General features: G+C 62.8%; 19 protein-coding genes. 8 read left to right on the top strand and 11 right to left on the bottom strand.

Annotation, left to right across the window (positions count from 1 at the left end):
- The first annotated feature begins 85 nt into the window (after positions 1 to 85).
- Positions 86 to 400: a 4a-hydroxytetrahydrobiopterin dehydratase gene (locus B9Z01_RS11535; RefSeq protein ID WP_275937497.1), complete on the top strand. Its 315-nt coding sequence runs from the start codon at positions 86 to 88 to the stop codon at positions 398 to 400.
- 104 nt (positions 401 to 504) lie between these two features.
- On the opposite strand, the gene B9Z01_RS11530 is transcribed toward B9Z01_RS11535, so the two are convergent.
- Positions 505 to 729, bottom strand: a complete 225-nt coding sequence (locus B9Z01_RS11530) for a DUF3717 domain-containing protein (protein WP_085482981.1) — start codon at positions 727 to 729, stop codon at positions 505 to 507.
- A gap of 149 nt (positions 730 to 878) precedes the next feature.
- On the opposite strand from B9Z01_RS11530, the gene B9Z01_RS11525 reads away from it, so the two are divergent.
- Both B9Z01_RS11525 and B9Z01_RS11520 read left to right on the top strand, forming a co-directional pair.
- Positions 879 to 1,565, top strand: coding sequence for a response regulator (locus B9Z01_RS11525; RefSeq protein ID WP_013090980.1), 687 nt, complete (start codon positions 879 to 881; stop codon positions 1,563 to 1,565).
- Positions 1,566 to 1,624: 59 nt separating this feature from the next.
- The gene (locus B9Z01_RS11520) at positions 1,625 to 3,130 is read left to right on the top strand and encodes a sensor histidine kinase (protein WP_085482979.1); all 1,506 of its coding nucleotides are present in this window, start codon (positions 1,625 to 1,627) and stop codon (positions 3,128 to 3,130) included.
- A 56-nt stretch (positions 3,131 to 3,186) separates the two neighbouring features.
- Here B9Z01_RS11520 and B9Z01_RS11515 read toward each other — a convergent pair whose 3' ends face one another.
- The 7 genes from B9Z01_RS11515 to mnmC all read right to left on the bottom strand — a co-directional run bounded on the left by B9Z01_RS11515 (position 3,187) and on the right by mnmC (position 12,551).
- On the bottom strand, positions 3,187 to 3,735 hold the full coding sequence (locus B9Z01_RS11515; protein ID WP_085482978.1) for an SET domain-containing protein: 549 nt from the start codon (positions 3,733 to 3,735) through the stop codon (positions 3,187 to 3,189).
- Positions 3,736 to 3,941: 206 nt separating this feature from the next.
- Complete coding sequence (locus tag B9Z01_RS11510) at positions 3,942 to 5,054, bottom strand: NADH:flavin oxidoreductase/NADH oxidase (RefSeq protein ID WP_085482976.1); 1,113 nt, start codon at positions 5,052 to 5,054, stop codon at positions 3,942 to 3,944.
- A 73-nt stretch (positions 5,055 to 5,127) separates the two neighbouring features.
- Complete coding sequence (locus tag B9Z01_RS11505) at positions 5,128 to 5,841, bottom strand: glutamine amidotransferase (RefSeq protein ID WP_085482974.1); 714 nt, start codon at positions 5,839 to 5,841, stop codon at positions 5,128 to 5,130.
- Between the two features lie 156 nt (positions 5,842 to 5,997).
- On the bottom strand, positions 5,998 to 6,636 hold the full coding sequence (locus tag B9Z01_RS11500; protein ID WP_085482972.1) for a MarR family winged helix-turn-helix transcriptional regulator: 639 nt from the start codon (positions 6,634 to 6,636) through the stop codon (positions 5,998 to 6,000).
- A 575-nt stretch (positions 6,637 to 7,211) separates the two neighbouring features.
- Entirely contained in the window at positions 7,212 to 8,327 is a 1,116-nt protein-coding gene (locus B9Z01_RS11495) for a YbdK family carboxylate-amine ligase (RefSeq protein ID WP_085482970.1), read from the bottom strand.
- 104 nt (positions 8,328 to 8,431) lie between these two features.
- A complete protein-coding gene (locus B9Z01_RS11490) occupies positions 8,432 to 9,637 on the bottom strand; it encodes a cation:proton antiporter (RefSeq protein WP_085482968.1) in 1,206 nt (401 codons plus the stop codon).
- A gap of 937 nt (positions 9,638 to 10,574) precedes the next feature.
- A complete protein-coding gene (gene mnmC / locus B9Z01_RS11485; RefSeq protein ID WP_085482967.1) occupies positions 10,575 to 12,551 on the bottom strand; it encodes a bifunctional tRNA (5-methylaminomethyl-2-thiouridine)(34)-methyltransferase MnmC2/FAD-dependent 5-carboxymethylaminomethyl-2-thiouridine(34) oxidoreductase MnmC1 in 1,977 nt (658 codons plus the stop codon).
- Positions 12,552 to 12,996: 445 nt separating this feature from the next.
- Here mnmC and B9Z01_RS11480 point away from each other — a divergent pair, with 445 nt between their 5' ends.
- Complete coding sequence (locus B9Z01_RS11480; protein WP_085482965.1) at positions 12,997 to 13,275, top strand: HU family DNA-binding protein; 279 nt, start codon at positions 12,997 to 12,999, stop codon at positions 13,273 to 13,275.
- 72 nt (positions 13,276 to 13,347) lie between these two features.
- Here B9Z01_RS11480 and zigA read toward each other — a convergent pair whose 3' ends face one another.
- Both zigA and B9Z01_RS11470 read right to left on the bottom strand, forming a co-directional pair.
- Positions 13,348 to 14,679, bottom strand: a complete 1,332-nt coding sequence (gene zigA, locus B9Z01_RS11475; RefSeq protein WP_085482963.1) for a zinc metallochaperone GTPase ZigA — start codon at positions 14,677 to 14,679, stop codon at positions 13,348 to 13,350.
- 135 nt (positions 14,680 to 14,814) lie between these two features.
- Positions 14,815 to 15,261 carry a lytic transglycosylase domain-containing protein gene (locus B9Z01_RS11470; RefSeq protein ID WP_085482962.1) on the bottom strand — a complete coding sequence of 149 codons (447 nt, stop codon included), beginning with the start codon at positions 15,259 to 15,261 and terminating at the stop codon, positions 14,815 to 14,817.
- 499 nt (positions 15,262 to 15,760) lie between these two features.
- Here B9Z01_RS11470 and gspD point away from each other — a divergent pair, with 499 nt between their 5' ends.
- Genes gspD through gspF form a run of 3 tightly spaced genes read left to right on the top strand, consistent with a single transcriptional unit; the run spans position 15,761 to position 20,914 of the window.
- Positions 15,761 to 18,175, top strand: coding sequence for a type II secretion system secretin GspD (gene gspD, locus B9Z01_RS11465; RefSeq protein ID WP_085482960.1), 2,415 nt, complete (start codon positions 15,761 to 15,763; stop codon positions 18,173 to 18,175).
- Entirely contained in the window at positions 18,172 to 19,692 is a 1,521-nt protein-coding gene (gene gspE / locus B9Z01_RS11460; RefSeq protein ID WP_085482958.1) for a type II secretion system ATPase GspE, read from the top strand. Before gspD ends, gspE begins: the two co-directional genes overlap by 4 nt.
- Positions 19,693 to 19,696: 4 nt before the next feature.
- Positions 19,697 to 20,914, top strand: coding sequence for a type II secretion system inner membrane protein GspF (gene gspF / locus B9Z01_RS11455; protein ID WP_085482956.1), 1,218 nt, complete (start codon positions 19,697 to 19,699; stop codon positions 20,912 to 20,914).
- A 19-nt stretch (positions 20,915 to 20,933) separates the two neighbouring features.
- Here gspF and B9Z01_RS11450 read toward each other — a convergent pair whose 3' ends face one another.
- Positions 20,934 to 21,347, bottom strand: coding sequence for a type II secretion system protein N (locus tag B9Z01_RS11450; protein ID WP_085482954.1), 414 nt, complete (start codon positions 21,345 to 21,347; stop codon positions 20,934 to 20,936).
- Positions 21,348 to 21,482: 135 nt separating this feature from the next.
- Between B9Z01_RS11450 and gspG the strand changes: the two genes are divergently transcribed.
- Positions 21,483 to 21,947 (top strand): type II secretion system major pseudopilin GspG, encoded by a 465-nt coding sequence (gene gspG / locus B9Z01_RS11445; protein WP_085482952.1) that lies wholly within the window; start codon positions 21,483 to 21,485, stop codon positions 21,945 to 21,947.
- Positions 21,948 to 22,203: the final 256 nt, after the last annotated feature.

Genomic DNA, 22,203 nt, shown 5'->3' with positions numbered 1-22,203 from the left:
CGATCAAGCCCGCACGCCGGACTACCTGGCAACACCCCCGCCGCATCCATGAAAAAATAACGAATGCGCACGCCCACCGGCGCGCGTGCTCGATCAGCGAGGTAGCGCCATGATTCAGAAACTGACTTCCGCGGAACGCGCCCAGCAGTTGGCTACGCTCAAAGGCTGGCAAGCTGTCGAGGACCGCGACGCGATCCGCCGCGCATTCGAATTCGCCGATTTCAACGAGGCCTTCGGCTTCATGACGCGCGTAGCGATCAAGGCACAGGAGATGGATCACCACCCGGAATGGTTCAATGTGTACAGCAAGGTGGAGATCACGCTGTCCACGCATGAAGTCAATGGCGTGACCGAGCGCGACATCAGGCTTGCAAGGTTTATCGACAGTGTTACCGTGTAATACAAAGAACTGCTGCGTTTTGGGCGCGTTTATACGTCGCGCACCGGACAATTAGGCCAGAATGAAAGGGGAATGCAGGCAATTCCCTAGACAAACCTTCAGTTCTACAGGCTATTATTAAGTCGAACGTAAGATTCCCATGCCTGCTTTGCAATCGGGTCCAAACGATCCAGTGTTAGCGACTGCTGACGCTGTACAATCAGCAGCGCATACGGCTTGGAGAGCGCGCTTGCCTCCTTGCACAGAACGAGTTCGTCGCCGCTTGAAGGTGAGCGGGCGCGCCAGAAGTTGATCGCGGCTTCCAGTTCGTGAATGCTTATATCGGACATGACTTCGTGATGGCTAGCAAGGCGCTTCGAGTCGGCTCGGCAGCGGCTTCGTGGCGAGTTTTCCGCCACTTCGCACGCTGCCTGTGCAGCAGGCGCCCCGGCGAACCGCTTGCCCAAACGCCTAAACCCATTGTACTTGAGCGAAATCCATGCGACTCCTTCTGATCGAAGATGACCGCCCCATCGCACGCGGCATCCAAAGCAGTCTCGAACAAGCCGGCTTCACCGTCGACATGGTCCACGACGGCATCTTTGCCGAGCAGGCCCTCACGCAAAACCGCCACGAACTGGTGATTCTCGACCTCGGTCTGCCGGGCATCGACGGCATGACGCTGCTCTCGCGTTTCCGCCAGAGCAATCGCCACACGCCGGTCATCATCCTCACCGCGCGCGACGAGTTGAACGACCGCGTGCAAGGTCTCAACTCCGGCGCCGACGACTACATGCTGAAGCCGTTCGAACCCGCCGAACTCGAAGCGCGCATTCGCGCGGTGATGCGCCGCAGCGGTCCGCACGGCGACATGCCGCGCCCGGAAGTGTCGCTGGGCGGGGTGCGCCTGTCGGGCGTCGATCGCCGCATCTTCAACGACGACAAGCCGCTCGAACTGTCGCCGCGTGAATTCGCGGTGCTCGAAATGCTGCTGCTGCGTCATGGCCGTGTGGTCAGCAAGGCGCAACTGCAGGATCACCTCACGCACTTCGGCGGCGATCTCGGCGACACCGCGATCGAAGTCTACGTGCACCGCGTGCGCAAAAAGCTCGAGAACTGCCGTGTCGAAATTGTCACCGTGCGTGGCTTCGGTTACCTGTTGCAGGAAATCCGCCAGGCCGCATAATCGTCACAAGGGCCGCGCATTGCGTCGCGGCCTGACGCTCTACCCCCGCTCGTACGACCATGCCTCAGCCGGCCGCCAATAGTTTGCGCCGCACGCTGCTGCGGCGCCTCGCTGCTCCCCTTTCGCTGCTCGCGCTAATGAGCGGCCTGATCGCTTACTGGCTCGCCTGGCAGTACACGCAGCACGTCGTCGACCGTTCGCTCGCCGACCTCGCCACCGCGATCTCCAGACAGATCCAGATTGCCGGACCGGAAGCGCCGATCACGGTGCCCCCGCTCGCGCAAGCGATGTTCTCCGATCCGGTCGAGCATCTCGTCTACCGGATCAGCACCGGCGACACCGAAATCGCCGGCGACCACAACCTGCCGTTGCAAGGCACCAGCGTGCGCCGCATGCATTACGCGTACGTGTTCGAAACGCAGTACGAAGGCGTGACGGTGCGCGTCGCGCAGGTGCGGGTCGAACAGCCGAAAGGCAATCCGATCGTCGTCGAAGTGGGTCAGGCCGTGCATCACCGGTTTCGCATCGCCGCCGAGTTTCTCGTTGCGATCATGATGCCGCTGCTGTTGCTGCTACTGGCCGGCTGGGTGATCGTGTGGCGCGTCGTCAACCAGCAGCTCAATCCGCTGACCGCGCTCGCCGATTCGCTGAACCGGCAGACACACACGTCGCTCGAGCCGGTCGACGAAACTTATGTGCCGGTCGAAATCCGCCCACTCACCGGCGCACTGAACGCGCTGCTCGACCGTCTGAAAAGCGCGCTCGATGCCCAGCGCAAATTTATCGCCGACGCCGCGCATCAGTTGCGCACGCCGCTCACGGCGGTGAAGCTGCACGCGGAACAGGCAGCCGTCGCGCGCGATCCGCAGCAGACGCTCACCGCCGTGCGCGAATTGCGTGCCGCGGCTGACCGCGCGGTACGGCTGTCGAATCAATTGCTGTCGCTTGCACGGGCCGAGCCGGGCGAACAGGCGGCACGCTTCGTCAATGTCGATATGGCCGCGCTCGCGTTCGACACCGGCGCGGAATGGGTGCCGCGTGCGCTCGCGGTGCAGGTCGACCTCGGTTTCCAGCGCCTCGACGACCCCTCGAACGATCATCCATTGACCGCGCGCGGCAATCCGGTGCTGCTGCACGAAGTGATCGCGAATCTGCTCGATAACGCGCTCAAGTATGTCCCGCCGTCGCGCATCGACGGCGGACGCATCACGGTCACCGTTTCGCAGACGCTGATCGACGGCGTGCGCATGGCGGAGATCATCGTCGAAGACAATGGGCCGGGCGTGCCGCGCTCCCAGCAGGCTGATCTGTTCAAGCGGTTCTTCCGCGGCGACGGCCAGAGCGAAGCGGGGGTGGATAGCGGCGCGGGTCTTGGCCTTGCGATCGTCCATGACATCATGGTGCTGCATCACGGCAGCGTGCATTACGAGGACGCGCCGGAAGGCGGTGCACGTTTTATCGCGCGAGTTCCGCTGATGCGCACCGAAGCGCCTGGCGCCGCGACGAATGCCGACGCACCACGCACGGCAAAAAAATCGGCGCACTCGGCGCCGATGGACATATAGCGGTGGGAAGGATGCGAACGCCCGGTACAACCTTGGGCGGACGCATCTCGCCACGCTTATTTCTTCTTCGATTTCTTCGCCGGCTTGCTGGATTTGTCGGACTTGCCCGTGGACTTATCCGACCTGGCGGCTTTGCTGCCTCCTTTGCCTTTCTCCTTCTCCGGCGGCGCCAGCATCGTGCCGCGGCACTTGCGCGCGCCGCAGCGGCATTCGTATTCCTTCTTGAGCTTCTTCGTCTGACGCGCGTCGATCACGAGACCGTAGTCGTAAAACACTTCCTCGCCTTCCGCGATATCGCGCAGCGCATGCACGTACACGTGGCCGTCGATTTCCTCGGCTTCGCAGTTCGGCGCACACGAGTGATTGATCCAGCGCGCACTATTGCCGCTCACCTTGCCGTCGATCACCTTGCCGCTATCCAGCGCGAAATAGAACGTGTGATTCGGTTCAGCCGGGTTGTGCGGATGACGGCGCAGCGCTTCTTTCCACGAGATCCGCTCGCCCTTGTATTCGATCAGCCGCTCGCCGGCCGCAATCGGTTCGAGTGCAAACACGCCTTTGCCGTGCACACCCGAACGGCGCACGGCGATCCTGCGTGAATTCATTGAATGAATCCTTGTGAAGAACTGGGGAATGAAGTCCGGCAATCGTCGGAGATACGTTTTTCTTTTCTGACGCGGATAGCAAACGCGGCGCCTTGCGAGCGCCGCGTCGACTTGCGACGCACATGCGCCACAACCGGCATCCTACACGCTGACGACGGCTTCGTTCAACCGTCGGCGGACGCGTTCGTTTTAATGAGCAGCGAGCTTCATCGTTGACCGAACGATATGTCGCCGAACAAGGCTTTCTGATCGCGCGGTTGCGAACGCCAGTACTGCGGCGGCGCTTCGACCGTGGCGCCGAGCTGCGCCGCCGCGTGCCACGGCCAGCGCGGGTTGTACAGCAGGCCGCGAGCCAGCGCGATCAGATCGGCGTCGCCCGACTCGATCAGTTGCTCGGCATGCAGCGGATCGGTAATGAGACCGACGCCGATCGTGGTGAGACCGGTTGCATGCTTGACCGCCTTCGCGAACGGAATCTGATAGCCCGGTTCGAGCGGAATTCGCTGCAGCGGCGACACCCCGCCCGACGACACGTCGATCCAGTCGCAGCCGCGCTTTTTCAGCTCGTGCGCAAACGCGATCGTGTCTTCGAGCGTCCAGCCGCCTTCGACCCAATCGGTCGCCGACACACGCACGCCGACTGGTTTGTCTGCCGGAAATGCAGCGCGCACGATATCGAAGATTTCGAGCGGAAAGCGCATGCGGTTTTCGAGCGAGCCACCGTAATCGTCGTTACGCTGGTTCGCGACCGGCGAGAGGAATTGATGCAGCAGATAGCCATGCGCCGCATGCACTTCGAGTGCGTCGATGCCAAGGCGCGCGGCGCGGCGCGCCGACGCCGCGAACGCTTCGCGAATCCGGTTCAGCCCGGCGACGTCGAGCGCGAGCGGCGGCTCTTCACCGGCCTTGTGCGGCAACGCCGACGGCGCATGCGGCAGCCAGCCGCCTTGCGACACCGGGATCAGCTGACCGCCCTCCCACGGCACATGGCTCGACGCCTTGCGGCCAGCGTGCGACAACTGCATCGTCACGCTGATGTGCGAATGCTTGCGGATCGCGGCCAGCACCGGCACGAGCGCCTCTTCGGTCGCGTCGTCCCACAAGCCGAGATCGGCGGGCGTGATGCGGCCATCCGGCTCGACCGCGGTCGCCTCGATGAACAGCATGGCCGCACCCGACAACGCGAGACTGCCGAGGTGGATCATGTGCCATGCCGTGGCTTCGCCGCGTTCGGCGGAATACTGGCACATTGGGGAGACGACGATGCGATTGGGAAGCGTCACGCTACGCAGCGTGAGCGGGGAGAAAAGCGCGCTCATGGATTACGCCTAGTGAAAACCCGAGAGCGATCGAGCATAGCACCGTGAGCGGTTTAATGCATGAATGTGCCGCTCAGGTCTTCGTTTCGACCTGATCGAGCCATTCGCCGAACATGCGGCACGCAGCGGCCTCGAGCGCGGGGCCGAACTTCGCGGTGTCGGCGCGCAACTGACGCGCGTCGATGCCATGCCCGGCCAGCTCGCTTGCATTGCCGATCAGCCACGGTTCGAAACGATCGGTGCGAATTTCGGGGTGACACTGCAAACCCAGCACATGATCGCCCCACGCGAACGCCTGGTTTTCGCAGGCGGGCGTCGACGCGAGACGCGTGGCGTTGGCGGGAAGATCGAAGGTATCGCCGTGCCAATGCAGCATCGACGTATGCGCGCCGTCCAGATGACGCAGCGGCGAAGCGCGGCCGGCATCGGTCAGCGTGAGCGGTGTCCAGCCGAGTTCGGCATGGCCCGCGGGATAGACACGCGCACCGAGCGCACGCGCGATCAGCTGCGCGCCCAGGCAGATGCCGAGCGTCGGCAGACCGGCTTCGATGCGCTTTTCGATCAGTGCGAGCAGTGGCGTGAGCGTCGGGTAAAGCGCGTCGTCGGTGGCGCTGATCGGGCCGCCCAGCACTACCATCAACGAGGCGGCAACCGGATTCGGCGCCTCGATGCGGGCCACCCCCACATCGAGATAACGGACCGGGCACCCGCGCTCGCCGAGCACCAGCTCGAGACTGCCCAAATCTTCGAAGTGCACATGACGAATAGCCAGTACTTCGCGATTCATCGGCCTGCCCCACCTTCAGGTTAACTAACGACTTGCCATTGCGCGGTGCCAGCCGGCCGACAGCCGGCTCATGCCGACCGCCGGATCCGGCGAGACCGTGGCAGCGGGTTGCCGCCGATTGCCCCAATCAACCCCGAAGCCCCAGAAGACGCCACGTTACAGGGCGAAGATCTTCCAGTTCTTCTTCTGGGTGGCGAGGTCCGCTTTTTCGTGCACGGAGCAATCGAGACGCAGATCGGTGTCCTTCATGTTCAGATCGAGCAGCGCGCAGTGATGCGGCGTCTTCTTCGGATTCTTGCTCGGCTGGAAATGAGAGCAGCTCAGGCACATACGGTGCGACGGAATCGTGTCGTGCGCCTCGAGCTGATAGATGGTCTTGAGCAGCGTGCGATAGAACGCGGCCTGCTCGTCTTCACGCAACGTGCCAACCGCCTTGCTCAGGAAGTCGGGCCACTGCGCGGCCCGCTTCGCGGCCGTACGGCCACGCGAAGTCAGGCGGACGGCGAGGGCGCGGCCGTCGTCGAGGGCGCGGCGCTTTTCGACGAGGCCCTTGGTCTCGAGCGTGCTGACCGCATCGCTGGTGGTCGCGGCGGTCAGCGCCGTTTCGCGGGCGATTTCGCCGAGACGCATTGGCCCCTTACGCTGCATCAACAAAACCAGGATTTCACCCTGGGTCGGCGTAAGGCCTGCGCCTTCCGCCCATTCCCAAGCCTGGCTTCGCATCGCCGTGCTCAATCGCAAGAGGCCGTGGGTCACTCGCCCGGTTGCCTGTTCTCCGTATACGCCTTCGCTCATAATCTTCGATTCGTCTATTTACCGCTTCTGTGCGATGCCGGCGAACTGCTTGCCGACCGCGCCCGTCGCGTGTGTGGGGTAGCTTCGTCCAACCGCGGACGAAACCGGTGGTTCTACTATCTCAAAAATTTACCGCCGTTGAAGCCGCAGGCGGCAAAAAACGACATTCTATGCGAGAGCGGCAAATCGTACAGCTAACTTATCCAACGCGCTCTGTGGATAACCCGGGGAAAACGTTTGGATAGCCTGTGCAGCATACCTCGATCCCCCTCCTGGCTGTGCCTCGCCGTTTCCCGCCCGTCCTATGTCCAGCACGGCCAACACGCGTTTTGCGAGCCTGATTATCATTTTCGCAGCATGTTGACTTTACAAGGAATTATTCAGTTGTCCACAGACTCTGGCAATGCTTGTTAACGAATACTACGCATGTATACGTAAACTTTGGAAAAACCTGAAGGGTTGCACGCCAGAAAATTTTCAAAAAATTCATTACGAAAAAAAACCCGCGCGAAGCAGGTTTCTCTAAAACCTCACGCACATGGCGTGCGTAGGCGGACTTTGCGGACACTTCGCGGCTAGGCACGCCATTGCAGACACTGCTGCCGCACCGCTTCGTGCAAGGACTTTTCCTGTGTAAATACGCTGCGCAGCCAGGTCGCATCATTGACCTGCCCGCGCGCGATCGCGCCGATTTCGGTGAGCGCATTGGTCGAGCCCAACTCTTGCGCATGCGGCCCGATCTGTTCGAGCGTTTCGAGGATATCCTCGGAAATCGTCTTGCGTTCACCCGTTTGCGGGTTGATGCAGGTGCCGCCAAGCCCAAAACGGCACGCTTCGAAGCGGTTGAACGTGTAGACGAGGTAATCGTCTTCCTTCGGCGTGATCGGCTTGTCGAGCAGCAGATGCCGCGCGAGCGTCTGGATGTAGCAGGCAATCGCCGCGGCGCGGTCCACCGAAAACGGCGTATCCATCACGCGTACTTCGATCGTGCCGAAGCCCGGCTTCGGGCGGATGTCCCAGTAAAAGTCCTTCATGCTGTTGACCACGCCGGTGTGGACCATTTTCGAGAAATATTCCTCGAAACTGTCCCACGTGAGTACGAACGGCGCGCGGCCCGACAACGGAAACGCGAACACGGAATTCAGTCGTGCCGAATGAAAACCGGTGTCGACGCCCTGCACGAATGGAGACGAAGCCGACAGCGCAATGAAATGCGGGATGAAGCGCGACATCGAATGAAGCAGATAAAGCGCGCTGTTCGCATCCGGACAACCGATATGCACGTGCTGGCCGAACACTGTGAACTGCTTGGCGAGATAGCCGTACAGTTCGGAAAGATACTGAAAACGCGGCGTATCGACGATCTGCCGCTCGCTCCATTGCTGGAAAGCATGCGTGCCGCCGCCGCACAGGCCGACGTTCAGATGATCGGCCGCGGACACGAGCGTGTCGCGAATCTTGCGCAGATCGGTGACGGCCTGTTCGTGCGACGTGCAGATGCCGGTCGACAGCTCGATCATGCTCTCGGTGATTTCCGGCGTGATATTGCCGGGGATTTTTTCGTCCTTGATGAGGCGCAGCAGATCCGTGCCGGCTTTGGTCAGATCATAGTCATGCGTATTGACGATCTGCATTTCGAGTTCGATACCGAACGTGAACGGTTTCGAATCGATGAAGGGTTCGAGTGACATGGCGTTCCCTGAGTCAGGCCGTTTTGAAACGGATCAGTTGAAAACGGATTCGCGAGCGCGGCGCCGCCGTATGGCAATGCCGCGCTTGCGCTTACCGCTTGTGCTTACTCCTCGCGCCGTTCGGCCACGAGCGCGAGACTGCGATACACGAGCCACGGCCCGAGAATCTGCAGCACGAAAATCGAGCACATCACGATGGCCCGCAATTGCGGATCGAAATTCGGATAAAGGTTGTACGTGTCGTCGACGAGCAGATAGGCGAGCGCCGACATTGGCGACAACGAGAGGCCGAGCGCCACCCCCTGCTTCCAGTTCAGGCCGCTCGGCTTCGCGAACGCGAGCACGCCGACCAGTTTCGCGACGAGCCGCGCGACGATCAGACCCAACGCCGCGACGCCGCCAAGTGCAATATCCTTCCATTCGAACGAGGTCAACGTCAGCACGAAGAGGATCACGGTCAAGAGCCACCCAGCGGTGCCGAAATGCTGCGGCCACAGTTGCGGGCGCGCCTCATGATTTTTCACGATGATGCCCGCGGCGAGCAGCGCGAGAATCGTCGACAGCTTGAACAGATGCGCGATCGCGATCGCAAGCAGCACGAGGCCGAACAGCGCGACGAACGAATGCTCGTCGTGCATGTTCATCCGCCGATAGAAAAACGTGCAGGTACGCGCAAGCAGATAGGCGAGCACGAGCGAGCCGACGAGCAGATACAGCGGCTGCAGGATGGTCGCGAAAACGTTGCCGTAAGCTTCCTGGTGCAGCCAGCTCGACACGAGCTTCTCGATCACCACCGCATACATGCTGTTCAGCGCGGTCAACGTCAGAAGACGCTGCGTGACCTGGCCTTCCGCGCGCAATTCCGTTTTTAGCTGGATCACCATCGCGGGCGACGTCGCCATGGCGATTGCCGCAAGCACGGTCGCCACCATGAGCGGCACATTGAGGAACAGCAGGACCGGCAGGACCAGCACGAAAGTCAGCGTGGCTTCGGCGACGCTCGACAGAATCAGCCACGGATTGCGGCGAATCCAGCGCAGATCGAGCCGGCTGCCGAGTTCGAACAGCAGCAGGCCGAGCGCGACATCGAGCAGCGGCCGCGCGGCACGCGCGGAATCCGTATCGATCACGCCGAAACCGGCCGCGCCGGCGACGAGGCCAATCACGGCATAGCCGGAAATACGCGGTAAACGCCACGCGCGATAACACAATTCGCCGCACAAACCAGCAGCAAGCAATGCAAGACCCGCCCAGAAGATGGCGTCGGGTGAAAGCGGCCACGCTGGAAGAAACGAAAACGCCGAATTCATCGTGATGGGTTCTCCTTGGCAGCAACGGCAGACGACACGAACCGGCGCACAGGCCGGCGAACGGGCAAGCGGTAAACGCTCGCTATCGCAATCGCTTCGCGAAGTCAGCGTTGCGAGTTTTCAATGATCGGATGATCGGAATGCGCCACGGCCGCAAAAGAACCGCAAAGAATCCGGCACGTTCACGGATGCGGTTGCAGCAACCGGCACGATGAAAGAACGCCGTCGACTTTGAATCAGATTCTGTTTGACCGGCACCGTTCCGTTGCAACGCGTGCCGCCAGACGCGGGGGCACGACGAGGAAAAGAACGGCGATTGTGCCATAGCTTTTCTGTCTCGACCGAAAAGACGCCAACTTGCAGCCAATACGGTAAAAACGTTCGCCTTCTTCCTGATAGCAGGAAAAAGCGACCGTTTCCGCCTTGAACTCACGCGGTTTGGGTTGCGAGCCTGAACGTCGTGTCGGTGTTTTTCATGTGCCTCTTTGACAGCGAACGAGTGGAGTCCGGCGATGTTTTGACGGAATCGAGCCAGCCGATGAGCGGTGCGTTAGCCCCGGCTTTGCTGTTTACTGGTTTACCGTATGTATACGTAGTAACAGTTAACAAGGTGCCTCCGTTTCTGTGGATAACTCCGGTTTACCGAAACGAATCAGCAATTTGCCGGCCGCATAACCGGATGCACAGCGTGTGCGGTGACAGTAGGTATACGCGGGCAACTTTTTGCGCTTTTCCGCGGCGCTCGAGTTACCCCGTTTACGTCCACAACGGTTCCACACGACTTGCGCTGGTTAACAGCGCGGTTATCCACAAGTTTCGGTGGATAAGCCGCATGGCGGGTTAACTCGGTTTACAGCGTGCGTGGGATGTATGGATGCGCTGCGGTGACGTAAACAGCGCAGCGCGTGGACGGGTGGTCAATAACTAACGTGATCGACTAACCGACCGTTCCCTGCCGCAATGCACGCAGCAGAAAACGCGCCGGGTCGATGTCTTCCGCGAGATCGCGTTCGAGCGGCCACGGCTCGCCTTCGATTTGCGAGGCGATCAGCTCCGCGCCAAGCGCAGCCCACACGAGGCCGCGAGATCCATAGGCGAACGCGCCATACAGGCCATCCATGCGGGGTAGATCGAGCGGCCATGCGCCGCGCAGGCGTGCGGCGTCGCGTGCCGCCGTGGTTTCGTCGGCAAGCTGGCCGATCATCGGCATGCGGTCGCTCGTGACGCAGCGGAACGCGACACGTCCCGCGAGTTCGCCAGCCGCTGTCGGCTGGGCGGCATCGATCGCATGGGCGAATGCGGGCAACATCTGCGCGACGCGCTCGATGTTCTCGCGATGACCGTCCACGCGCAGCGACGTGTCGGGATCGTCGAGTTCGTAGGTAGCGCCCGTCAGCGTGACACCGTTCGTGAGCGGCACCGCATAGCCTTCGCCGATCACCGGCAACGCGAGCGGCGCGACCGCGCCGGGCGGCAGCAACGTCAACTGACCACGAATGCTGCGGGTCGGCGCGTGACGCAAGCCGGCGATTCGCGCGGCTTCGTGGGCACCGGCGACGATCACGACCGGCGCGCGCGCTACCGCGTTGCCCGCGATATCGAAGACAGTCCACTGCTCGCCGGATCGTTCGAGCCGTGCGACTTCGACGCCGAAGCGCCGTTCGAGCCGCTCGCCCGCCGCGGCGAATTGCGCGGCGCACAGCGAGGCCGGATCGATCCAGCCGCCTTGCGGAAAGAACCAGCCGCCGCGCGCGAGCGGCATGCCGGCGAGCGCGGCGGCGTCGCGAGTGGAAACAGGCGTCACGTAGTCGGACGGATAACGGAACGTCGCGATCGCGTCACCGATTGCGCGGGTTTCGTCATCGTCACCGGCGATCTGCAGCAGACCCGGCGCGCCGCGCACGAGCCGATGACCGGCGTGTTCGAGCGCGGCCCAGCGATTGAGCGCATAGAGGAAACCGGCGCGCGTGACGCGAGAGGCGACGCTGTCGTCGCGCGAGATCATCGGGTGGAACACGCCGGCGGGATTGCCCGATGCATCCTGCGCAACCGACGCGTGGCGCTCCAGCGACGTGACGCACCAGCCGCGCGCCGCAAGCCGTTCAATCACCGCGCAGCCGGCGAGCCCCGCGCCGATCACGACCGCATGCCGTTGCGCATGCGCGAACGGTGCGGGCGGCTCATGGCGGCGCACGCGCCAGCGCGGCGCGAAATGGCCGACCAGCATTGCGCGTTTCCAGCCGAAGCCGTCGACCTTGCGATACTCGAAGCCGCATTGCGTCAATGCGCGTTTGATGTCGCCCGCGCTGCTATAAGTAGCGAACGTCGCGCCCTCACCCGCGACACGCGCGAGCGCCTTGAAGATGGCCGGGCTCCACAGCTCGGGGTTCTTCGCCGGGGCGAAGCCATCGAGATAAAACGCGTCGGCACGCAGACGCAATGTGGGCAGGCTGTCGGCCGCGTCGGCGAAGATCAGCGTGAGTACCACGCGGCCTTCGTCGAATTCGAGCCGGTGCGCGCCGGGCACGAGCATCGGCCATGCGTTTGCGAGCGTGTCGCCGAGTCCGGCGATCTGCGGATCGGATAGCGTCGTCGCATGGACGCGGCGCAGATCGGCTGTGCTGAACGGGTGCTTTTCCACCGACACGAAATGCAGGCGCTCACAGCGTGACGGATCGGCGCGCCACGCGGCCCAGGTGACGAGGAAGTTGATGCCCATGCCGAAGCCGGTCTCGAGCACGGTGAAGGTGCGGCGGCCTTGCCATCGCCCGGGCAGCGCATTGCCGCGCAGAAAAACGTGATGAGCCTGTTCGAGCGCGCCGACGGCGCTGTGATAGATGTCGTCGTAGAGCGGTGAAAACGGGTTGCCGTTGTCGCGAAAGGCGAGAACGGCGGGGATCAGCGGATCGGTCATGCGCGGTGGAAAAACACGCTCAAAAGGACGCTCGAGAGAGCGATCCGGTCGTTGGAGCCGGCGCACGCGGCTCGCGAAGCACCGGAAAAGCCAGAAAAAACCAGGATACGCACGCATGCTGCGTTGGCAAAAACCAACGCCAGGCCCCGTCAGGACTGGGTTTCAGCCCCTGTTTGAGGGTTATGGACGGCGAAAATCCGATTTCCTTGCCAGATCGGCCCGAGAACCGCGCAATTCTTCGAAACCCTTATCCTGATTGGGTTTGCGCTGCGCTATCATAACAAGCGCCGCGAAGGACGCGGCAGCACGGCCAGCGGACAGTCACTTGTCCGGTGCGAGAGATTCTCGGGGATCAGGGCCGCAGCTGCTCGACGGCGCGGTGCGCGCACGTATAATCGGCGCGTTCGCGCTGTTCGTATCAACCTAAACTCAGAAAGGAACCTTAATGAACAAACAGGAACTGATCGACGCTGTCGCAGGACAGACGGGCGCCAGCAAGGCTCAAACCGGCGAAACGCTGGACACGTTGCTTGAAGTGATCAAGAAGGCTGTGTCGAAGGGTGAAGCGGTCCAGTTGATCGGCTTCGGTAGTTTTGGTTCGGGCAAGCGCGCAGCGCGCACGGGTCGCAACCCCAAGACCGGCGAAACTATCAAGATCCCGGCAGCCAAGACCGTCAAGTTCACCGCAGGCAAAGCGTTCAAGGACGCAGTCAACAAGCGCTAAGCAGATCACTCTGCCAGGCAGTTGACACCCGCTGGAACCCGCCCATGGCGGGTTTTTTTTCGTCCGCTCGGCTTACTCGTGACGATGCACGATCTCGCCGTGGCCATGCCCGCAGTGTTCGCAGTCGTCACCGTGATCGTGGTGATCGTGGTGATGATCGTGACCGTGATCGTCGTCATGATCGTGTTCGTCGAAGTCCCATGCCGGAAACGGATCGTCGAACTGTTGCCACGCCAGGGGCCCGCGCGCATATTCGTCGTCGGTGAGCAGGCAGGCGTCGAACTTCGCGCGCCAGAGCTCCGGATCGATATCGACGCCGATCAGCACCAGCTCCTGGCGACGATCACCGATGCTCGTATCGTCGGGATCGCCATACCAGTCGGCGGCGATTTCGGCGCTCAGTTCGTCGTCACCGTCGGGCCATTCGCTGCGATCCTGCGCGGCCCACCACATGCCCGCCGGACCATGCCGGCAAGCGCCGCCCGCCTGCGACAGCGATCCGGCGATGTCGTTGCGCGTCGCGAGCCAGAAAAACCCCTTGCTGCGCAGCACGCCCTTCCACTCCTGATGCAGCAGCTCCCAGAGCCGTTGCGGATGAAACGGCCGCCGCGCGCGGTAGACGAAATTGCCGATCCCGTATTCGTCCGCTTCGCCGTGCTGATGCTCGTGATCGAGCGACGCAAGCCAGCCCGGCGCGCTCGATGCTTCATCGAAATCGAAACGGCCGGTGTTGAACACCTGGTCGAGCGGCACGTCGCCGAAGCGGCTCACCACCTGCGCCGCGCGCGGGTTGATCCGCGCGAGGATGCGCTGCAGGCGCGCGAGTTCGTCCGCGCTGACGAGGTCAGCCTTGTTCACGACGAGCACGTCGCAGAATTCGATCTGCTCGATCAGCAATTCGACGAGCGTGCGGTCGTCTTCTTCGCTGACGGCAATGCCGCGTTCGGTGAGCGCATCGGCCGACGCGTAGTCGCGCAGGAAGTTGAACGCGTCGACGACCGTGACCATCGTGTCGAGCCGCGCGAGGTCGGACAGCGAGGCGCCATCATCGTCGATGAAAGCAAAGGTTTCTGCGATCGGCATCGGCTCGGCGACGCCGGTCGATTCGATCAGCAGCGCGTCGAAGCGCTTCTCGCCCGCGAGGCGGCGGATCTCGCTCAGCAGATCGTCGCGCAGCGTGCAGCAGATGCAGCCGTTCGACAGTTCGACGAGTTGCTCCTCGACATGCGACAACTCGGCGGCATGGCGCACGAGCGTGGAATCTATATTGACGGTGGCGAGATCGTTGACGATCACCGCGACGCGCAGACCGGCGCGATTCGCGAGGATGTGATTCAGGAGCGTGGTCTTGCCGGCGCCCAGAAAACCGGAGAGCACGGTGACGGGCAATAGCGGCTGGTTCATCGCAGTACGGAAAAAACAGGAAGATGGGAAGGCATGCCGGGTGCGGCTTCGCATGAACGGCGCGGCCGTTTCGCTGCGCGGGCGTGAGCGGATCGTAGCGGCAGTATGAAGCCGCATTGTGCATCAAACGGGCGCCTAACGCGCTGCCGGCATCAGCTTCCAGCTGCGCAGAATCGCGACGATTTGCTGCGCATACTTATCGCGCAGCGCCGGCGTTTCGGAGTGGTACGCGCCGACCGCCTGCCAGGTATTGCCGTACTTGTTCATCTGCCGGCGCAGATGCCATGCGGCGATATAGACGTTCTTGCACGGCTCCATCAGCGTGCCCTGCGAGATGCCGTATTGAGCGAGCACGGGCAGATGGATCGAGTTGATCTGCATCACGCCGTAGTCGGTCGAGCCGTTCGCGTTCTTGTGCTGCGCATCCGGCCGGTTGTGCGATTCCTGCCAGGCAATGGCCCGCAGAATCAACGGATTGACCTTTTGGTATTTAGCCGCCTCGTCGAAACAGTCGGCGCGCGCCGACCCTGCTGCCGCGAGCAGGGTCAAGGTGGCGACGACGGTGACGAAGGGACGGTTCATCGATCAAGACGACCAAATAAAACAAAAGTAAGGATCGGTAAGGCGTTTTGCCAGCCGCGGCTTCAGCCGTGAGGGCCTGCTGGCCGGGCGTTTGTCGCCCATCGGGGAAAACCCGCGTCAGCAAACGCATAACAGCGAGTCGAACGGCTCGTATCATACCGGCAGTCCGACCTGCGTCAAGTTGGCTAACCGACATAAGGCAGCACAAATCCGCGTGCTGCGGCTCGCGTCTCATGCCGGTTTGCTTTCAATTAGATGACAACACGGCGATCTCTTCACGGAATCGCATGAGGTCGTCCGTTTTGTTTCAAATCCGACATGAAAAACTGTTACTGTTCGTTTTTTTCGGACATCGGTGAATTAGTGCCAGAAGCGGAAATCGTTTTCGCGGCGGGCTCATAGACCGATCAGGCGGTGGCTTGCCGCTGAGTCCACATCGCTTGACCGTCGGCGGCAAAGGCTGCCGGCATCGACATCACATTCCATGAGAAGAAATTGTATGGCTTTGCGTCGCGTGGCAACGGCGCTGCTGGTGGCTGGATTGATCACCGCGCAGACAGCACAGGCAGAGGTGACGCTGAATTTCGTGAACGCTGACATCGATCAGGTCGCGAAGGCGATCGGCGCTGCAACCGGCAAAACGATCATCGTCGATCCGCGGGTGAAGGGGCAGCTGAACCTCGTTTCCGAAAACGCTGTCCCTGAGGACCAGGCGCTCAAGACCCTGCAGTCGGCCCTGCGCATGCAGGGTTTCGCGCTGGTGCAGGATCATGGCGTGCTGAAGGTCGTGCCCGAAGCCGACGCCAAGCTGCAAGGCGTGCCGACTTACGTCGGCAACGCGCCGACGGCGCGCGGCGACCAGGTGGTCACGCAGGTCTTCACGCTGAGAAACGAATCGGCCAACAACCTGCTGCCGGTGCTGCGTCCGCTGATTTCGCCGAACAATACCGTCGCGGCTTACCCGGCCAACAATACGATCGTCGTCACCGATTACGCCGACAACGTGCGGCGCATCGCGCAGATCATCGCGGGTATCGATAGCGCGGCAGGCCAGTCGGTCGCGGTCGTGCAGCTGAAAAACGCGAACGCGATCGACATCGCCCAGCAAATGAACAAGATGCTCGATCCGGGCTCGATCGGCAGCACGGACGCGACGCTGAAGGTGTCGATCACGTCGGATCCGCGCACCAACTCATTGCTGATCCGCGCGTCGAACACCGCGCGCCTCGCGGCCGCGAAGGAACTCGCGAAGCAGCTCGACACGCCGACCACGATGCCCGGCAACATGCACGTCGTGGCGCTGCGCAACGCGGACGCGACCAAGCTCGCGCGCACGCTGCGCAGCATGCTCGGCAAGGGCGGCGGGGGCGACAGCGGCTCGTCGGCCAGCTCGAACGACGCGAATTCGTTCAACCAGAACAGCAGCGGCGGTATGTCGGGCGGCAGTTCGACGGGCACGTCCGGCACGCCGCCGCTGCCCTCGGGCGGCCTCGGCAGCAGCTCGATGTCCTCCTCGCCGATGGGCGGCGGCGCCTCGGGTTCGAACAACAACAACGGCGGTTTTCTCAGCAGCGACAAGGACAAGGGCGACGACAACAGTGGTGGCGGCATGATTACGGCCGATGCCGCGACCAACTCGCTGATCATCACCGCACCCGAGCCGGTCTACCGCAATCTGCGCGCGGTGATCGACCAGCTCGACGCGCGCCGCGCGCAGGTCTATATCGAGGCGCTGATCGTCGAGCTGAACTCGAACACGAACGCGAACCTCGGCATTCAGTGGCAGGTCGCGAACAGTTCGCTGTACGCCGGCACCAACCTGCAGACGGGCTCCAGCAACAGCATCGTCAACCTGACGGCCGCGGCCGCGACGGCCACGACCGGCGGCCTCGCGTCGGCGCTCGGCAACGGTACCTTGCAGCAGGGTCTGAACGTCGGCTGGATTCGCAACATTTTCGGCGTGCAAGGACTCGGCGCGTTGCTCCAGGCGCTCTCGCAGACCGCCGACGCGAACGTGCTGTCCACGCCTAACCTCATCACGCTCGACAACGAAGAGGCGAAGATCATCGTCGGTACGAACGTGCCGATCCAGACCGGTTCGTACTCGAACCTGACGAGCAGCACGACGAGTTCGGCGTTCAATACGTACGACCGCGTCGACATCGGTTTGACGCTGCACGTGAAACCGCAGATCACCGATGGCGGCATCCTCAAGCTGCAGCTCTACACCGAAGACTCGGCGATCGTGAACGGCACGAACAACGTGACGACGAACCCGTCGGGTCCGGAGTTCACGAAACGTTCGATCCAGTCGACCGTGCTGTGCGATAACGGCGAGATCATCGTGCTCGGCGGCCTGATGCAGGACAACTACCAGGTCAGCAACAGCAAGGTGCCGCTGCTCGGCGATATTCCGTGGATCGGCCAGCTGTTCCGTTCCGAGCAGAAAACGCGCGACAAGACCAACCTGATGGTGTTCCTGCGCCCTGTCATCATCAACGACAACGCCACCGCGCAGGCCGTCACGTCGAACCGCTACGACTACATCCAGGGTGTGACGGGCGCGTACCGGTCGGATAACAATCTGATCAAGGATCGCAACGATCCGGTCGTGCCGCCGATGCCGCTCGGCCCGAGCCAGGGTGGGGTGCCCGCGATGAACCTGTTCAATCTGGACCAGATGCGCCGTCAGCAGGCGACGCCGCAGCAAGCACCGCAGCAGGTGCCTGAGCAGGCACCGCAACAACCCGTGCCGCAAGCCGCGCAGCCCATGGCACAACCCGTGCCGCAAGCCGCGCAGCCCACGACACAACCCGTGCCGCAAACGATGCCGCAGACCATGCCGCAACCCGCCGTCGTCCCGCCGGCGAGCGACGCGGTGCCGAGCACGATGTCGCCGGGAGCGCGTCCGTGACACCGACGCCCACGCAAGCCGCGCAATCGCAACGCACGCACAACGGCGACGCTGCCGGCGAGCGTGCGGCGCCCTCGCCGCTCGCCGCCCGGCTCGTGCCATACGGTTTTGCACGCAGCGGCCAGGTTCTGGTTGCGCATCAGCACCCCGACAGCCTCGAAGTCTGGATCAGTGAGCGCACGAGCGAGGCCGCGCTCGCTGAAGTGGCGCGCAATTTCGGCGCGGTGTCGATCGTGCGCATGCCCGCCGACGAACTCGCGCAGGCGATCAACCAGGCGTACGCGCGACAGGACGGCAGCGCCGCGCAGGTGGTTGGCGAAGTGGAAGGCGAAGTCGATCTGTCGCGTCTGATGCAGGACATTCCCGAGGTCGAGGACCTGCTCGAATCGGAAGACGACGCGCCGATCATCCGCATGATCAACGCGCTCCTCACGCAAGCGGCGCGCGAACAGGCATCGGACATTCACATCGAGCCGTTCGAGAATGCGTCGGTCGTGCGCTTTCGCGTCGACGGCACGCTGCGCGACGTCGTGCGGCCGAAAAAGGCGCTGCACGGCGCGCTGATTTCGCGTATCAAGATCATGGCGCAACTCGACATCGCGGAAAAACGTTTGCCGCAGGATGGCCGCATTACGCTGCGCGTCGGTGGCCGTCCGGTCGACGTGCGCGTCTCGACGCTGCCGACCGGTCACGGTGAGCGCGCGGTGCTGCGTCTGCTCGAAAAAGACGCATCGCGTCTGAATCTCGAAGCGCTCGGCATGGCGTCCGATACGCTCGTCCAGTTCGACAAGCTGATCGGCAAGCCGCACGGCATCGTGCTCGTGACCGGCCCGACCGGCTCCGGCAAGACCACGACGCTGTATGCGTCGATGTCGCGGCTGGAGACGGCGACCACCAACATCATGACGGTCGAAGACCCGATCGAATACGACCTCTCCGGCATCGGCCAGACCCAGGTCAACGAGCGGATCGGCATGAGTTTCGCGCGCGCGTTGCGCTCGATTCTGCGGCAGGACCCGGACATCATCATGATCGGCGAAATCCGCGACCTCGAAACCGCGCAGATCGCGGTGCAGGCTTCGCTGACCGGCCACCTCGTGCTTGCGACGCTGCACACGAACGACGCCGCCTCCGCCGTGACGCGTCTCACCGACATGGGCGTCGAGCCGTATCTGCTCGCGTCGTCGCTGCTCGGCGTGCTCGCGCAGCGGCTCGTGCGGCGCCTGTGCCCGGTGTGCCGTGAAGAGCGCACCGAGGAGGACGGCAGCAAGCGCTGGCATCCGGTCGGCTGCGACCGCTGCGGCCATTCCGGTTATGCGGGGCGACGCGGCGTCTACGAACTGCTGTTGATCGACGAATCGATCCGTGCGCTGATTCATCGCAACGCAGCCGATGCGGAAATTCTCGAAGCCGGCCGCGGGCAAGGCATGCGTACGCTGCGCGAGGATTCGGAGCGCTGGCTCGCTTCCGGGCTCACGTCGCTCGAGGAAGTGATTCGCGTCACGGGCGGAGCATAAACGCATGCCGGCATTTCGTTTCGAAGCGATCGACGCGGCGGGCAAGGCGCAAAAAGGCGTGCTCGACGCGGACAGCGCGCGCAGCGCGCGCACGAGCCTGCGCTCGCAAGGGCTTACGCCGCTCGTCGTCGAACCGGCGGCGTCGCGCACGCGCGGCGAGCGCAATCAGCGGCTCGCGCTCGGGCGTCGTCTGTCGCAGCGCGAGCAGGCCATCCTCACGCGGCAACTCGCGAGTTTGCTGATCGCGGGCTTGCCGCTCGACGAAGCGCTTGCGGTGCTCACCGAACAATCGGAGCGCGATTACATCCGCGAGCTGATGGCGTCGATCCGCGCCGAAGTGCTCGGCGGTCATTCGCTCGCCAATGCGCTCACGCAGCATCCGAAGGACTTCCCCGAAATTTACCGGGCGCTCGTCGCGGCCGGCGAACATACGGGCAAGCTCGGTCTCGTGCTGTCGCGGCTCGCCGATTACATCGAGCAGCGCAACGCGTTGAAGCAGAAGATCGTCCTTGCGTTCACGTATCCGGCCATCGTCACGATCATCGCGTTCGGCATCGTCACGTTCCTGCTGAGCTACGTGGTGCCGCAGGTCGTGAACGTGTTCGCGAGCACGAAGCAGCAACTGCCCTTTCTCACCATCTTGATGATGGCGCTGTCCGGCTTCGTGCGGCACTGGTGGTGGGCGGTATTGATCGGTCTGTTCGTGGTCGTCTATCTGGTGCGCTCGACGCTGAAGCAGCCCGGCCCGCGCCTCGCGTTCGACCGGTGGCTCCTGACCGCGCCGCTCGCCGGCAAGCTCGTGCGCGGCTATAACACGGTGCGCTTTGCGAGCACGCTCGGCATTCTGACGGCAGCGGGTGTGCCGATTCTGCGCGCACTGCAGGCCGCCGCCGAAACGCTCAGCAACAGCGCGATGCGCGAGAACATCGACGATGCGATCGTGCGTGTGCGCGAAGGCACGTCGCTCTCGCGCGCGCTCGGCAATACGAAGACGTTTCCGCCGGTGCTCGTGCACCTGATCCGTTCGGGCGAAGCGACCGGCGACGTGACGACGATGCTCGATCGCGCGGCCGATGGTGAATCGCGCGAACTCGAACGGCGCACGATGTTCCTCACGAGCCTGCTCGAGCCGCTGCTGATTCTGGCGATGGGCGGTGTGGTGCTCGTGATCGTGCTCGCAGTGATGCTGCCGATCATCGAGCTGAACAACCTCGTGCAGTGACGTGCTTCAGTGCACTTATTCAGCGCACGTAAATGGTAGGACCGCCCGCGTTGGGGGGCAGGAAGATTTCGGAGTGCGAGCCGTTGCGGTCGATGATGATCGAGCGGGGGCGGACTTCGGAGAGTTTGGTGCCTTGCATGAGCGTGCTGCCGAGCGACACCGCGCGAGGCGGTTCGCCGCCGACGCTGACGATCGCAGCGGCGCCTTCGCGCAGCGCCAGGATGCCGAACAGATGGATGTCCTGATTGACGTTGCGCGTGAGCTGGCCGCCGAACAGCGTGGCGGCCTGGTCGGTCGAGACCTGCGCATGCGCTGCGGCGGCGGGCAACGGCGCGCCGGACATCGCGGAGAGCGTGATGACCCAGTAGGTCAGCGTCGCGCAGAACACGGCAAACAGCGCGAGCGACAGGAGGCGGATTTGGATGGCGTTCATGCGCACATTGTACGGACTATTGTGAAAATTGCGGTGGGTTGAAACCCTTCAACTCCATGACATTAAAATGACTGACCCGGCGTGTTCAATCACTGCCAGAGTCGAATAATTTCACCTGAAAAGAGGTAGCAATCTATGCAACTGTCGACCATTCGCCGCGCTGACAACGCGGGTTCGCGCAGCCGTCGCCAGCGCGGTTTCACGCTGATCGAAATCATGGTCGTGATCGCGATTCTCGGCATTCTGGCCGCGCTGATCGTGCCGAAGATCATGAGCCGTCCGGACGAAGCGCGGCGCGTCGCCGCGAAGCAGGACATCGGCACGGTGATGCAGGCGTTGAAGCTCTACCGCCTCGACAACGGCCGTTATCCGACCCAGGAGCAGGGCCTGCGCGCGCTGATCGAGAAGCCGAGCACCGATCCGGTGCCGAACAACTGGAAGGACGGCGGCTACCTCGAGCGTCTGCCGAACGATCCGTGGGGCAATGCCTATCAGTATCTGAATCCGGGCGTGCACGGCGAGATCGACGTGTTCAGCTACGGCGCGGACGGCAAGCCGGGCGGCGAAGGCAATGATGCCGACATCGGTTCGTGGCAATAGTGCGCATCGTTACTCGCAAAGCCGCAGATGTTCATGCACGCGTCCGCTTCGCTGCCTGCTGCTCTGCCGTTCGTCTCGCGGCTCGGCGAAGCGCGCGTGTTTTACCGATGTATTGCTGTTTGATTTTCCGTTGATCGTCGATGGCCGGCACTATGCGCATGTCCGCTTGCAAGTCCCATGTGGACACTCCGTGTACGGTTTCGCCGCCGCAAGCGGCGTGTGCTGACACGCAAGCGTCGGCGCGTGCCGTGCGGCA

It is taken from the genome of Paraburkholderia susongensis, assembly GCF_900177725.1.
Taxonomy (GTDB): Bacteria; Pseudomonadota; Gammaproteobacteria; order Burkholderiales; family Burkholderiaceae; genus Paraburkholderia; species Paraburkholderia susongensis.
The sequence above is the reverse complement of the archived record's forward strand: the minus strand, read 5'-3'. Positions and strand labels throughout refer to the sequence as shown.

Coding starts and splice junctions, on each gene's coding strand:
- B9Z01_RS11530 (WP_085482981.1), bottom strand. CDS start 729: ATGTCCGATATAAGCATTCACGAACTGGAAGCCGCGATCAACTTCTGG.
- B9Z01_RS11525 (WP_013090980.1), top strand. CDS start 879: ATGCGACTCCTTCTGATCGAAGATGACCGCCCCATCGCACGCGGCATC.
- B9Z01_RS11520 (WP_085482979.1), top strand. CDS start 1,625: ATGCCTCAGCCGGCCGCCAATAGTTTGCGCCGCACGCTGCTGCGGCGC.
- B9Z01_RS11515 (WP_085482978.1), bottom strand. CDS start 3,735: ATGAATTCACGCAGGATCGCCGTGCGCCGTTCGGGTGTGCACGGCAAA.
- B9Z01_RS11510 (WP_085482976.1), bottom strand. CDS start 5,054: ATGAGCGCGCTTTTCTCCCCGCTCACGCTGCGTAGCGTGACGCTTCCC.
- B9Z01_RS11505 (WP_085482974.1), bottom strand. CDS start 5,841: ATGAATCGCGAAGTACTGGCTATTCGTCATGTGCACTTCGAAGATTTG.
- B9Z01_RS11500 (WP_085482972.1), bottom strand. CDS start 6,636: ATGAGCGAAGGCGTATACGGAGAACAGGCAACCGGGCGAGTGACCCAC.
- B9Z01_RS11495 (WP_085482970.1), bottom strand. CDS start 8,327: ATGTCACTCGAACCCTTCATCGATTCGAAACCGTTCACGTTCGGTATC.
- B9Z01_RS11490 (WP_085482968.1), bottom strand. CDS start 9,637: ATGAATTCGGCGTTTTCGTTTCTTCCAGCGTGGCCGCTTTCACCCGAC.
- mnmC (WP_085482967.1), bottom strand. CDS start 12,551: ATGACCGATCCGCTGATCCCCGCCGTTCTCGCCTTTCGCGACAACGGC.
- B9Z01_RS11480 (WP_085482965.1), top strand. CDS start 12,997: ATGAACAAACAGGAACTGATCGACGCTGTCGCAGGACAGACGGGCGCC.
- zigA (WP_085482963.1), bottom strand. CDS start 14,679: ATGAACCAGCCGCTATTGCCCGTCACCGTGCTCTCCGGTTTTCTGGGC.
- B9Z01_RS11470 (WP_085482962.1), bottom strand. CDS start 15,261: ATGAACCGTCCCTTCGTCACCGTCGTCGCCACCTTGACCCTGCTCGCG.
- gspD (WP_085482960.1), top strand. CDS start 15,761: ATGGCTTTGCGTCGCGTGGCAACGGCGCTGCTGGTGGCTGGATTGATC.
- gspF (WP_085482956.1), top strand. CDS start 19,697: ATGCCGGCATTTCGTTTCGAAGCGATCGACGCGGCGGGCAAGGCGCAA.
- B9Z01_RS11450 (WP_085482954.1), bottom strand. CDS start 21,347: ATGAACGCCATCCAAATCCGCCTCCTGTCGCTCGCGCTGTTTGCCGTG.
- gspG (WP_085482952.1), top strand. CDS start 21,483: ATGCAACTGTCGACCATTCGCCGCGCTGACAACGCGGGTTCGCGCAGC.